Origin of the sequence: Flavobacterium macacae, from assembly GCF_003865365.1 — a bacterium.
Lineage (GTDB): Bacteria > Bacteroidota > Bacteroidia > Flavobacteriales > Flavobacteriaceae > Flavobacterium > Flavobacterium macacae.
Window position 1 is genome coordinate 226,642 of sequence record NZ_RQVR01000001.1, and the last position, 13,244, is coordinate 239,885.

Annotated in this window: 14 protein-coding genes; 8 read left to right on the plus strand and 6 right to left on the minus strand. The window is 35.9% G+C overall.

Annotation, left to right across the window (positions count from 1 at the left end; genetic code table 11):
- The first annotated feature begins 25 nt into the window (after positions 1–25).
- Positions 26–808, plus strand: a complete 783-nt coding sequence (locus EG849_RS01065) for an enoyl-CoA hydratase/isomerase family protein (RefSeq protein ID WP_125011232.1) — start codon at positions 26–28, stop codon at positions 806–808.
- Positions 809–843: 35 nt separating this feature from the next.
- Here EG849_RS01065 and EG849_RS01070 read toward each other — a convergent pair whose 3' ends face one another.
- From EG849_RS01070 to EG849_RS01080, 3 genes are read right to left on the minus strand one after another with little or no spacing between them, the layout of a single operon-like run.
- Positions 844–1,494: an HD domain-containing protein gene (locus tag EG849_RS01070; protein ID WP_125011233.1), complete on the minus strand. Its 651-nt coding sequence runs from the start codon at positions 1,492–1,494 to the stop codon at positions 844–846.
- 54 nt (positions 1,495–1,548) lie between these two features.
- A complete protein-coding gene (locus tag EG849_RS01075) occupies positions 1,549–2,544 on the minus strand; it encodes an acyl-ACP desaturase (protein WP_125011234.1) in 996 nt (331 codons plus the stop codon).
- 6 nt (positions 2,545–2,550) lie between these two features.
- Positions 2,551–3,285 carry a lysophospholipid acyltransferase family protein gene (locus EG849_RS01080; protein ID WP_125011235.1) on the minus strand — a complete coding sequence of 245 codons (735 nt, stop codon included), beginning with the start codon at positions 3,283–3,285 and terminating at the stop codon, positions 2,551–2,553.
- A 139-nt stretch (positions 3,286–3,424) separates the two neighbouring features.
- On the opposite strand from EG849_RS01080, the gene recA reads away from it, so the two are divergent.
- From recA to EG849_RS01100, 4 genes are all read left to right on the plus strand, one after another.
- Entirely contained in the window at positions 3,425–4,441 is a 1,017-nt protein-coding gene (gene recA, locus EG849_RS01085) for a recombinase RecA (RefSeq protein ID WP_125011236.1), read from the plus strand.
- Between the two features lie 100 nt (positions 4,442–4,541).
- On the plus strand, positions 4,542–4,970 hold the full coding sequence (locus EG849_RS01090) for a hypothetical protein (RefSeq protein WP_125011237.1): 429 nt from the start codon (positions 4,542–4,544) through the stop codon (positions 4,968–4,970).
- A gap of 20 nt (positions 4,971–4,990) precedes the next feature.
- The gene (locus tag EG849_RS01095; RefSeq protein WP_125011238.1) at positions 4,991–5,536 is read left to right on the plus strand and encodes an RNA polymerase sigma factor; all 546 of its coding nucleotides are present in this window, start codon (positions 4,991–4,993) and stop codon (positions 5,534–5,536) included.
- Positions 5,533–7,107, plus strand: a complete 1,575-nt coding sequence (locus tag EG849_RS01100; RefSeq protein ID WP_125011239.1) for an outer membrane beta-barrel protein — start codon at positions 5,533–5,535, stop codon at positions 7,105–7,107. The genes EG849_RS01095 and EG849_RS01100 overlap by 4 nt, the downstream gene beginning before the upstream one ends.
- A gap of 83 nt (positions 7,108–7,190) precedes the next feature.
- On the opposite strand, the gene EG849_RS01105 is transcribed toward EG849_RS01100, so the two are convergent.
- Positions 7,191–7,952 carry a lysophospholipid acyltransferase family protein gene (locus EG849_RS01105; protein ID WP_125011240.1) on the minus strand — a complete coding sequence of 254 codons (762 nt, stop codon included), beginning with the start codon at positions 7,950–7,952 and terminating at the stop codon, positions 7,191–7,193.
- A gap of 124 nt (positions 7,953–8,076) precedes the next feature.
- Between EG849_RS01105 and trpS the strand changes: the two genes are divergently transcribed.
- Positions 8,077–9,051: a tryptophan--tRNA ligase gene (trpS, locus tag EG849_RS01110; protein ID WP_125011241.1), complete on the plus strand. Its 975-nt coding sequence runs from the start codon at positions 8,077–8,079 to the stop codon at positions 9,049–9,051.
- Between the two features lie 33 nt (positions 9,052–9,084).
- Here the strand turns inward: trpS and dprA are convergent, their stop codons facing one another.
- Positions 9,085–10,188: a DNA-processing protein DprA gene (gene dprA / locus EG849_RS01115; protein ID WP_125011242.1), complete on the minus strand. Its 1,104-nt coding sequence runs from the start codon at positions 10,186–10,188 to the stop codon at positions 9,085–9,087.
- Between the two features lie 106 nt (positions 10,189–10,294).
- Here dprA and EG849_RS01120 point away from each other — a divergent pair, with 106 nt between their 5' ends.
- Entirely contained in the window at positions 10,295–11,230 is a 936-nt protein-coding gene (locus EG849_RS01120; RefSeq protein WP_317125174.1) for an HU domain-containing protein, read from the plus strand.
- Between the two features lie 407 nt (positions 11,231–11,637).
- Positions 11,638–12,147, plus strand: coding sequence for an acyl-CoA thioesterase (locus EG849_RS01125; protein WP_125011363.1), 510 nt, complete (start codon positions 11,638–11,640; stop codon positions 12,145–12,147).
- 221 nt (positions 12,148–12,368) lie between these two features.
- Here EG849_RS01125 and EG849_RS01130 read toward each other — a convergent pair whose 3' ends face one another.
- Entirely contained in the window at positions 12,369–12,710 is a 342-nt protein-coding gene (locus EG849_RS01130; RefSeq protein WP_125011244.1) for a hypothetical protein, read from the minus strand.
- Positions 12,711–13,244: the final 534 nt, after the last annotated feature.

A 13,244-nucleotide genomic window follows, 5' to 3' on the forward strand; every position in this document is an offset into this window, starting at 1 on the left:
CTGAAAAACAAATAAATATAAAGATATGAACTTTGAAAATATTTTAACGACTTCTGAAAACGGAATCGCAACGGTAACCATCAACAGGCCAACGAAATTAAATGCGTTGAACAAAGCGACAATTCAAGAATTGCACATGGCTTTTGAAGCTTTAGAAAAGGATGAAAAAGTGAGGGCAATTATCTTGACAGGAAGCGAAAACAAAGCGTTTGTGGCTGGTGCAGATATTTCTGAATTTGCCGATTTTTCTGTTTCTGAAGGAGCAGAATTGGCTGCAAAAGGACAAGCTTCTTTGTTTGATTTTGTAGAAAATTTAAAAACTCCGGTAATTGCAGCCGTGAACGGTTTTGCTTTAGGCGGCGGCTTGGAATTGGCGATGGCGTGCCACTTCAGAATTGCTTCGGATAATGCAAAAATGGGCTTGCCAGAAGTTTCTCTTGGCGTGATTCCAGGTTATGGAGGAACTCAGAGATTGCCGCAATTGGTTGGAAAAGGAAAAGCAATGGAATTAATTATGACTGCTGGAATGCTTTCTGCTGAAGAAGCAAAAACTGCTGGATTGGTGAATCACGTGGTGCCGCAAGCGGAATTATTGGAATTAGCAAACAGCATCGCGCAAAAAATTATGCGAAATTCGCCCTTGGCAATTGGCAAAGCGATTGAAGCGATCAATGCCAATTTCAAAGATGGCGTTGACGGTTATGCTATTGAAATCAAAAACTTTGGCGAGTCTTTTGGAACCGAAGATTTTAAAGAAGGAACCGGCGCTTTTTTAGAGAAGAGAAAACCGGTTTTTACTGGGAAATAATAATTGAAAAGCCAGAAATTACTTTCCGGCTTTTTTTATCTTTCTCCTTCACACTCCGCAAAAAACTGTTCTAAGAATTTCTCCATATAATTGTGTCTTTCTTCGGCAATTTTCTTTCCTGATTTGGTATTCATCTTGTCTTTCAATAACAATAATTTTTCGTAGAAATGATTGATTGTCGGCGAAACTGAATTTTTATATTCTTCCTTGCTCATATTCTTATTCACCGGAATTTCTGGATTGTATAATGATCTGTTTTTAAATCCTCCATAATTGAAACACCTTGCAATTCCGATGGCGCCGATGGCATCTAAACGGTCTGCATCTTGCACAATATCTAATTCTATCGAAGAAAATTTACGCTCAAAATTTCCTCCTTTGAAAGAAATATTTTCGATGATATTAATGACGTGAACGATAATTTCTTCAGATGTATTTTGGCTTTCCAGAAATTCTCTGGCTACTCTCGGCCCAACGGTTTCATCTCCGCCGTGAAATTTACTATCAGCAATATCGTGCAATAAGGCTCCAAGTCCGACGATGGTTTCATCACAATTTTCTTCTTTTGAAATATTCAAAGCGTTTTTATACACTCTTTCGATATGGAACCAATCGTGTCCTCCTTCAGCACCTTGAAGTTCTTTTTTTACGAAAGAAATTGTATTTTCTATTAAAGTCGTATTCATAATTTTTAGGAAGAAAAAAATCCTTTCGGTGAAGAAAGGATTTTAATTATTGTATTATTTCAAAGTGGCTGGCTCAACCCATTTAAAAATATGAGATTCTGCCGGAATCACGATCCTGTCAGAAATTCGAGCCATTCTTGCTGGCAATTTCATCAGATAGTCTCTTGCTTTTTCAGCTTCATCAGTCAATCCAGAAATTTTTGAAATTTCCCATTTGTCAATTAATTTCTGCATGATATCCACATAATCGTGTGCCGTATACACCCCGATCCTTTGTGCTGAATCAGAAAATTGTTCAAAAGCAGAACTTATTTTTTCTCCAGATTCTCTCAAGAATTGCGCTGGCATTACGATTTTTTGCTTCATCATGTATTGAAAAGCAAGCATCATTTCACTTGGATCTACTTGAAAAATTCGGTTCACAAATTCAGAATAAGCGTGGTGGTGACGCATTTCGTCTCCTGCAATCAGCTTACACATTTTTGACAATTTGTTGTCACCGTGTTTTTTAGCAATTTGGGCTACTCTGTTGTGTGAAACATAGGTGGCCAATTCTTGAAAACTCGTGTACACAAAGTTTTTATAAGGATCCCTTCCAGTTCCAATATCAAAACCGTCGCTGATTAAATGTTGTGTCGTCATCTCAATTTCACGCATATTTACACGGCCAGAAAGGTAAAGATATTTGTTCAAAACATCTCCGTGGCGATTTTCTTCGCCCGTCCAGTTTCTGATCCATTTTGACCAACCGTTCCCGATATTATCCGTTTGATTCACACCTTCCACATCCATCAACCAAGATTCATAGGTTGGCAACGCTTCTTCGGTAATGGTATCTCCCACTAAAGTTACCCAAAAATCATAAGGCAATTCTTTAGCGATTTCTCTTAGTTCTTTAACGTCTTCAAAGAAGTTTTCATTTTGAGAATCAGGCAAAAGATCCGTTGGCTGCCAAATTTTTTCCGTGGGAATCAAATACTGGTCAACGAACGTGTCAATATTTTTCTCTAGAAACTGCATTACTTCTAGACGCATGTTTTTTATAGACATATTTTTTTAATTTTTTATTCCTTCAACTACTTCTTTTTCAGTCTGTTTCATCAGTTCTGGAAAAGGCATTTCTGCAACTGAAATGGGCTTATGCACCGTAAAGGTAAGATGATTTCCTAAACCCGCAGGGAAAAAGCCATATTTAACAATTTTCCAAGAATTATTGATGCTGACCGGTACGACCATTGCTGACGGCGCATTCTTACATAAAATTTTCAAGCCCGTTTGGGCAAATTCTTTTGGATAGCCATTTTTGCTTCGAGTTCCCTCGGGAAAAATAACTGCCGCACGTTTGTTCGTTTCAATATATTCTCCCAAACCTTTAATCGTTGGGACGGCTTGTTTTGGATCTTTACGGTCAATTAAAACCGAACCTCCGTGCCTTAAATTATAGGAAACACTTGGAATTCCTTTTCCTAATTCGGCTTTGCTGACAAATTTCGGATGCGCTTTTCTGAAAAACCAAATCATCGCCACAATGTCATACATACTTTGATGATTGGCTACAAAAATCACCGGAACTCCTTTTGGGATCAACTCTCTTCCTTCTACCTTATAAGTAGTTCCAAGCAAATGGGTAGTCCTCAACAAAAAGAAATTCAGATAATCCACGCTTTTTTTGTGTGCCTGATATCCAAAAAGATTAAAACAAATCCATTGTATGGGATGAAATAGGGCCAGAAAAAATCCAAAAACCAAATAATATACCGCTGAAATGGGGTATGAAATAAGTTTTTCCATATTCATAATATTCTATGCAAAAGTAAGAATTATATTTTTGTTAATTTTAAATATGAAAAAGGATTTTTTATGTGGAAAAAATTGCTATTGGAAGATAAAAAAAAAGAACTATTTTTACAAAAAATAAGTGCCAATTTATATGAAAGAAAAAAATAGTTCAGAGAAAGACGCTAAATTAAAAGCATTACAATTAACGCTTGACAAATTAGATAAAACCTACGGAAAAGGTACGGTTATGAAACTGGGAGACAGAGCTGTAGAAGAAGTGGAATCTATTTCTTCAGGTTCTTTAGGATTAGATTTAGCTCTTGGAGTAAATGGTTACCCAAAGGGAAGAATTATCGAAATCTACGGACCGGAATCTTCAGGTAAAACTACTCTTACATTACATGCCATTGCCGAAGCTCAAAAGGCGGGAGGAATCGCTGCTTTTATCGATGCAGAACACGCTTTTGACAGGGGTTATGCTGAAAAACTAGGTGTAGATGTAGAAAATTTGATCATCTCGCAACCCGATAATGGTGAACAAGCTTTAGAAATTGCAGAAAACTTGATTCGTTCAGGCGCAATTGACATCGTGGTTATTGACTCTGTGGCTGCTTTGACTCCAAAAAGTGAGATTGAAGGCGAAATGGGAGATTCAAAAATGGGTCTTCATGCACGTTTGATGTCTCAAGCCTTGAGAAAATTGACAGGAACAATCAGCAAAACAAATTGTACTGTATTTTTCATCAACCAGTTGAGAGAAAAAATCGGAGTGATGTTCGGAAATCCAGAAACCACTACCGGTGGTAACGCCTTGAAGTTTTATGCTTCAGTTCGTTTGGATATCAGAAGATCAACTCAAATTAAAGACGGCGATAATGTAATTGGTAACCGAACGAAAGTAAAAGTTGTCAAAAACAAAGTGGCTCCACCGTTTAAAACGGCAGAATTTGACATCATGTATGGCGAAGGCGTTTCAAAAACAGGAGAAATTTTAGATTTAGCCGTAGAATTTGAAGTAGTAAAAAAATCAGGATCTTGGTTCAGCTACGGAGAAACAAAATTAGGCCAAGGCCGCGATGCGGTAAAAGCCTTAATAAAAGACAATCCAGAAATGGCAGAGGAGCTTGAGCTTAAAATCAAAGCTTTGATAAAAGAGCAAAATGCTTAATAAATTTAACCCGAAATTATTTTCGGGTTTTTTTATACCTTGACGCAACCATTGATAAAATGGTGCATCTATCATTAAAGAATAAAAATATTAAATACCAATGAAAAAGTTTGTTACCTTATTTATCCTGGTCATTATCGCGACTTTCACCTTTGCTTCTTGCGAACTGAATGACGATAATTCACCTACTTACAATTTTGAATTTGCGATAATTGATTCTGTCGATGTTCCAGATCATTTTGTTTTGGGAGAAACCAAAGAAATTACTGTGTATTATAAAAGACCAACTACGTGTCATTTTGAAAACGGGTTTTATTACGAAAAAAATTTAAACACAAGAACTTTTGCACTTCAAATGGCAGTAGTAAATAACACCACTTGTGAAGCGCTTGAAGAACAAGTAAGCGAAGCTTCTTTTAATTTTTATGTCTCAAATAACGGATCTTACCTCTTTAAATTTTATAATGGCGAAGACGCAGCAGGACAAAATACATTTTTAGAATACGAAATTCCAGTAACTGAAGAATAATTAACTTATATAAAAACACTTTGAGTTTAGATCAGCTCATACACGGTTGTAGCCATAACGATACTAAAGCTCAAGAACAATTATATAAGTTGCTTTCTCCAAAATTGTTCAGCGTTTGCTTAAAGTATTCGAGAAATTATACCGAAGCCGAAGATAATCTTCAGGACGGATTCCTTATTATTTTTAAGAAAATAGGGCAGTTTAATTTCAAGGGATCGTTTGAAGGCTGGGCAAAAAGGGTGATGGTCAACAATGTGTTGCAACAATATCGAGGAAATACCGTCTTTGAAATAGTCAATGACAACATTCCTGACGAAGAGGAATTAGAAATAGAGGATGGAAATATTTCGCTCGACTTTTTAATGAAAATAATCCAGGAATTGCCTGACCGATACCGACTGGTTTTTAATTTATATGTAATGGATGGCTATTCCCACAAAGAAATTTCAGAAATGCTTGAAATCACAACCGGAACCACTAAATCAAATCTTGCCCGTGCAAAGATGATCTTAAAGGAAAAAATAGAAGCTCAAGCCGGAAACGGAAATTTTACAGCAGCAAAATGAGTGATAAAAAAAATATAGAAAGGCTTTTTCAAGAAAAGTTCAAAGATTTTGAAGTGGCGCCCCCACAGAGAGTCTGGGATAATATTGAAGTCGCACTTACAAAGAAGAAAAAACGCAAAGTGATTCCGATCTGGTTTCGACTTTCGGGCGTGGCCGCTTTGTTGCTTGTTGGAATATTAATTGGTTATGGAATTTTAAACAATTCACCAAAAATTAATCCAAATAACGGAATCGTAAATCAAGAAAATGATGATTTGCAAAATGACAACGGAAAGAATCTTATTCCGATAAAAAATAATGATGCAATAACAGAGACTAATGAATTGAACGATTCAAATCCTGAAAAAACCAATGCGGTTGATTCGGATAAAAATTCACAAAATGATGCTGTTGTCAATCAAGAAGTTTCTGAAGAATTGACACCTAGAGACAACAACAACAGATTAAAAAATAAAAACACAGCCGTTACTTATTCGCAAAATAAAAAAACAACTTCTGTAAAAGACAAGAAAAAAGATAATTTACAGCTTACTTCTGAAAACAACTTGATTGCAAATGGTACAGAAAATAAATCTGAGAATCAAATCAAAAACGAAGTTGCCAAATCTACCGAAAGCAAAAATAACGACGCTATCGCAAATCAGGAAAGCTCAAAATTTAAAGAAAATCAAAATCCTACTTTAGAAAATAACAAAATTGCTGTTGAAAAAGGAATAACTAAAAAAAAAACAGAGATTGCTTTTGACTTAAAAGCACTTGAAGAACAAAAAAAGGATTCGGCAGCTGTTGCTGTTGCCGTTCCTAATCCGCTGGAAGAATCGCTATTGCAACAAGAAAAAGAAAAACAAGCGGCAACAGAAACTAAAGTAAATAGGTGGCAAATTACGTCAAACGTAGCCCCTATTTATTTTAGCTCTGCTTCCAATGGTTCGCCCATTTCTGACGAATTCTCAGATAACAGCAAGAATTATGAAAAGAACATGAGTTATGGTGTAGGCGTAAATTATGCGCTGTCAAACAAATGGTCTGTACGCGGCGGCGTAAATAAATTGACTTTAGGTTACAACACTAATGATATTGTGTATTATGCAGGGCTGTCGGATGCTGCTGCAAAAAATTCAAATGGTTATGCTTCAAAGGGAACTAATATAATTGTGGAAGACAATTCTGCTGTAAATGTGCTTTCTTTTGATAATGTTCCAGGAAAAACACCGGGATATTTGAACCAGACGATGGGATATATTGAAGTTCCAATAGAGCTTTCCTATAAAATTTTGGACAAAAAATTTGGCATTGAACTTATTGGAGGAATGAGCACCCTGTTTTTAAATGAAAACAATCTTTCTGTTGTTTCTAACGGATATTCTGTAAATGCTGGAAAAGCCGATAATTTAAATGATGTTTCATTTACATCTAATATCGGTTTAGGTTTTAAATATAAATTTTGGACATCATTTCAAGCCAATGTAGAACCAAAATTCAAATATCAATTGAATACTTTCAGTGACAATGAAGGCGGTTTCAAGCCCTACTTCATTGGAATTTATTCTGGATTAAGTTTTAGTTTTTAATAAAAATTTAGTTGGTTTTTATAGTTTTAAAATTAGTTAAGTACGTCATTATTATACGTTAATGACAAAGAAAAGCGCCCTGGTTAGGCGCTTTTTTTGTTCTTAAATTTCAGTAATTGCTCATAAATAATTGCTTTTACTTTTTCTCTTATTTCTTTGATATCCTTCTTTTCTGCTACATTTTTTCCGGTGGTATCAATAAAATGATGCACTTTGGCGCGCATTAATCCTGGGCTTCCGCTTAAAAAGGTATATGAAAATCGTTTTTTATTATCCGGAAACGTAATCGGCACAATAGGGATTTGATGTTCCAATGCCAATCTAAAAGCACCATCCTTAAATTCATCTAACAAAATCGATTCGTCATCAGGAACGCCTCCTTCGGGAAAAATACAAATACTTAAACCTTGAGCCAATCTTTTCTGTGCTCTTTCAAAAACTTCCATTCTGCTTTTTGAGCTTTTTCTATCGACTAAAATACAAGTTCTTTTGTAGAAAAACCCAAACAAAGGAATTTTTGCCAATTCCACTTTACCCACAAAAACAAATGGATTTCTAGCAACAACCAACATCAGCATAATATCGGTCATTGACGTGTGGTTGGAAACCAACATGTAGCTTTTTCCTGGCTCCAATTCTTGTTCGCGCTCAATTATGTAATAAAAGCCCATTCCAAAGAGAATCACTTTGGCCCAAATTCTGGCCATCACAAAAAAGTAAGGATACCATTTTTCTTTTAAAATAGAAACCACCAAAAAAGGAAGCATCACTATAATTGGCAAACCAAGCATAATATAAAACCAGATGCGCCATAGAACCCAAAAAATTATTTTAAAAAATCGCATTTATATTATTTGTTAGAAACTTCCGAAGAAAATGAAACTTGGATTTTAAATTTTGTGTTCCAAATGTAAGAATTCAAAGCTTAGTTTTTGATAAAACATTTACCTTTGCAAAAATTAAGTAATTATGTCAAAAATCCTTACAGGAATTCAAAGCACAGGAACGCCACATTTAGGTAACCTGCTTGGTGCGCTTTTGCCCGCTATTGAATTATCAAACAAACCAGAAAACCAGTCGTATCTTTTTATCGCTGATTTGCACTCAATTACGCAAATCAAAGATGGAGAAACTTTGCGTGAAAATACGTATAGCACGGCTTCAAGTTGGCTTGCCTGTGGATTAGATGTAGAAAAAGTAGTTTTTTACCGCCAGTCAGATGTTCCTCAAACAACCGAATTATCATGGTATTTGAGTTGCTTTTTTCCGTTTCAAAGATTGACTTTGGCACATTCTTTTAAAGACAAAGCCGATAGACTTTCTGATGTAAACGCTGGATTATTTACCTATCCAATGTTGATGGCCGCTGATATTCTTTTATATGATGCTGAATTTGTTCCGGTTGGAAAAGACCAATTGCAACACATTGAAATCACGCGCGACGTGGCTTCAAGATTCAACAACCAGATGGGAGAAACTTTTATTTTGCCAGAATCCTACACTCAAGAAGACACCAAATATGTTCCCGGAACAAATGGTGGAAAAATGAGCAAATCAGCCAATAACATCATCAATATCTTTTTAGAAGATAAGGCGCTGCGCAAACAAGTGATGTCAATTGAAACCGACAGCACGCCGCTTGAAGATCCAAAAGATACGGCAACCTGCAAGATTTTTGCCATCTATAAATTGCTTGCAACTGAAACGCAACTGGCAGAAATAACCGAAAAATATAAAAACGCAAATAAAGATTTTGGTTGGGGACACGCCAAGCAAGCTTTATTCGAATTAATCGTAGAAAAATTCAAAGTAGAAAGAGAAAAATATGCTTACTACATGAACAACAAACACGAAGTGGACAGATTATTGCTCCAAGGTGCAGAAAAAGCAAGAGAAAAAGCAAATGAAGTGTTGCAACGCGTTAGACAAAAATTAGGATATTAAACGAAAATCCCTGCAATTGCAGGGATTTTTTATTTAAATAGCTTCAAACAACTTCCCTGGCAACGGACGAACCACGCCTTTCAATTCCATATTTAATAAAATGGAAGAAATTTTGTACACCGGAAATTCACATTCCAAGGCAATAATATCTAATAATTCTTTGCCAGATTTCAGCAGATAATCATAGATTTTTTGTTCGTCGTTGTCCAATTCTACAAACAATTGCTTTTGAACCGGTTTTGATTTTTCAGAATCCAAATCCCAGTTGAGCATATAAATTAAATCTGCCGCAGAAGTCATCAAATTTGCTTTTTGGGTTTTGATTAAATTGTTACAGCCTCGGCTGTATTTATCAGTTGACCTTCCCGGAAACGCAAAAACATCACGATTGTAATCCATTGCCATATTTGCCGTAATCAGCGAACCGCCCTTATCAGCAGATTCAATGACAATCGTGGCTTCAGACATTCCGGCCACAATGCGATTTCTTTTGACGAAATTCTCCTTGTCAGGATTAGAATTACTCCAAAACTCTGTAATAAAACCGCCGTTTTCTTCCATTTTTGCAACATATTTGGTATGTACTTTTGGATACACCTGATTCAATCCGTGCGCCAAAATGCCAATGGTCTGCAAGTTATTTTCCATGGCAGCCTGATGCGCCACAATATCAACGCCGTAGGCAAAACCGCTCACAATTATCGGATCCAGCGGCGCCAGATCAGCAATCAATTTCTTGCACGATTCCATTCCGTACGAAGTAATTTGGCGCGTTCCCACGATGCTGATGATTTTTCTGTTTTTAAAATCAATGTTTCCTGATGAGAAAAGCAAGATGGGTCCGTCGATGCAATGTTTTAGTTTTTCAGGATAATTATCATCCTGAAAAAACAGCGTGTCGATATGATTTTCTTTGATAAATTGAAGTTCTTTTTCTGCTTTTTCAAAAACAGATTTATCTTTCAGGTTTTTGATTAAGATGCTTCCAATTCCATCAATGCTGGACAGCTTTGAAGCTTTAGATTCAAACACATTTTTGGCTGTTCCAAAATGGTTGAGCAGTTTTTTAGCGACGATATCGCCCACTAACTCCACTTTTTGCAGTGCTAACACATAAAATAATTCTTCTTCGTACATGGCAAATAATTGAATATCAAAGAAAACACTTTTTTTTAGATTGTTAATAAAATTTGTTGATAAAATTTTGCCCTGACCAATGATTGGCTAACTTTGTTTTATGAAGATGGAACACCACATATCACAACTTTTATACAGATACCAATGCGTTTCGGTACCTGGTTTCGGCGCTTTTTTGACCGAAATCCAATCTGCCCGTCTTAACGAAAGCGCTGCCTCTTTTTACCCGCCAAGAAAAGTCGTTTCTTTTAATTTTCATTTAAAAAACAATGATGGCTTGTTAGCAAACCACATTTCCCAAGCTGAAAAAATCACCTATGAAGATGCCGTAAAAAACATCGAGAGTGAAGTTTTAAACTGGAAATACCAATTGCAGCAAAGCCAAACTTTACAAATAAAAAACATCGGGCAATTCTCTGTGAATTCAGAAAACAATTTGGTTTTTGAATCCTTTGACAGCTTGAATTACCTGACAGATTCTTTTGGATTGAGCACCTTTGTGTCGCCAAAAATCCAAAGAGAAATCTACAAGCAGGAAGTAGAAGCTTTAGAAGAAAAAGCGCCGATTCTCTTCACACCAGAAAAAAGAAAGAATTCTTATTTAAAATATGCTGCGGTTTTCGTTCTTGGACTTGGCGCTGCTGGTTTCTTTGGGAACAATTATTACAACGAGCATCAAAACACATTGACTTCAGAGCAATTGATGGTTGAAAAATCAGTACAGCAAAAAGTAGAAAATAAAATTCAAGAAGCTACTTTCTTTATTGAAAGCCCGCTACCAGCCGTGAAATTGACCGTTAAGGAAGAAAAAATGGCGTATCATATTGTTGCCGGCGCTTTCAGAAATGAAGCCAATGCACAAAAAATCTACGAAAGATTAAGCAAAAAAGGCTTTAAGTCAAGAAGAATAGAACAAAACAATCACGGCTTGCATCCGGTGCTTTATGGCAGTTTTTCTACCTATTCAGAAGCCCAAAAAGAAATGTCTAAAATACAGAAAACTGAAAATCGCGAAGCTTGGCTTCTGATTAAAGAGTTATAATTCAAATCCCGATTCGTTCGGGATTTTTTTTGCAGCGAATCTTCCCGCGAATCAGCAAGCCCTATTCCTGCTGCGGCAACTCGCTTTAAACCGGTTTGGTGACCGGTTTAAGAGCTCAGGCAATTGCCGTATCAGCGCTATTTGAGAAACCATTTGCCTTTTTGCAATCCTCGGGATTAATCGCTGTCGATTTAGTTTGTCAACAAACTGCGTCACCAGCCCCGATTGAACCGAAAACCCCGGAAGCCGAAAAGCTATTTTTTCTTGCCGGAAAAATGCGACCGGAGGAAGCTCTTTTTGTGGCGTTGAAAAAAAGCTTTTTGGCTGAGGAGTTGCAGGGAAAAGCGGGAATAGCTTCAAAAAAATACAGAAAACTGTTGTGTATCTCTTACCTTTGCCAAAAAAAGATGCAACCAAAAACTCCATCAGAATCTGTAGCCGTCTTGACCGACTTGGTTTTGCCAGGTGAAACAAATCCTTTAAATAATCTTTTTGGCGGTGAATTGCTGGCCAGAATGGATCGTGCGGCGAGTATTGCGGCCAGAAGACATTCGCGCAGAATTGTGGTTACGGCTTCAGTAAACCATGTGGCTTTTAACCGTGCAATTCCGTTGGGAAGTGTTGTAACGATTGAAGCGAAGGTTTCAAGGTCGTTTAAAAGTTCGATGGAAATTTATATTGACGTTTGGATTGAAGACCGCGAATCTGGGATTAAAAACAAGGCCAACGAAGCGATTTACACGTTTGTGGCTGTGGATGAAACGGGCCGTCCGGTGGAAGTTCCTGGAATTATCCCAGAATCTGAATTAGAAAAACAGCGTTTTGACGCGGCGTTGAGAAGAAAGCAATTGAGTTTGGTTTTGGCGGGAAAAATGAATCCGCATGATGCTACGGAATTGAAAGCTTTGTTTGTATAAAAGAATTTCGATTAAAAAAGCTCCAAAATACCTAACGCTTTGGGGCTTTTTTTGTCATTAAAACTTGTATTTAAGTTCTAATAAAAGTACGCGGGGAATTGTAAAAACTTGATTCGACATAATTAAATTATTGCTGAAAGAGCTTCTTACTATAACACCATTGTTATAGATATTTCTAAAACTTAAATTGTAAGAAAGCTTACTGTTTGGTTTAGCGTATCCTAAATAAAATTTTGTAATGTATAATTTTGAAAATTTTCACTGAAGTCTTTAACAAAATGCGTTGTGAAATCTGTTTTAAAAATAATATTTTTCAAAAATCTACTATCAAAATTTATAGAAAATGTATCTTCAGATGATTGAGATTTTTCTATTGAATTTACTTGGTAACCAGAATGACGATATTTTAAGCTAAGTTGCGTTTTTTTATTCCACTTTAATTGCCATTTCGTACTAAGGTTATACTCAAAAGAATTTATATAATTTATTTTTTCATTAATCACTTGATTGACTTTACTCCAGTCTGAATCTATTCCAAATTCTAAAGTTGATTTATTAAACAAAAAACCAAAATCTGTCTTTAAACCTAAATTGGTTTGGGTAAATTAAGAATTATAGGTATGTTTAGTTGATTTATACCTGATTGAATTATACTATTGTTCTTAACAGGGCTATTTATACTGTAATCTACGGACGCATCTATAAAATAGTCATCAATATGCTTATAATTGCTATAAAAGAGGCTAAAATTATGAGCACGTTCATCTTCAAGATTTGGGTTACCCAATAACACGGAGTTAAAGCCTGTTACTCTTGTATTTTCTAAATAACTTAAATCGCTGAGATAGTTGTTACGAAAGTCGTAATCAAAATCTAACTTTATATCATCCTCTAATTTTTAATTTGGGTGCGATAAAAAAATTATTGCTATTAATTTGAGCGCGGCTGAAACTATAATAATGTGGTTTGGCTTCTAAAATGAATTCAAATTTTTCTATTTGAGTTTTAATTCCCAAACCAAAATTTAAATCCGAGAGAGCAACGCGATTGTTATTGCCTATTTCAGGAAAATCTAGATTAGAATCATCTGCTAAAAC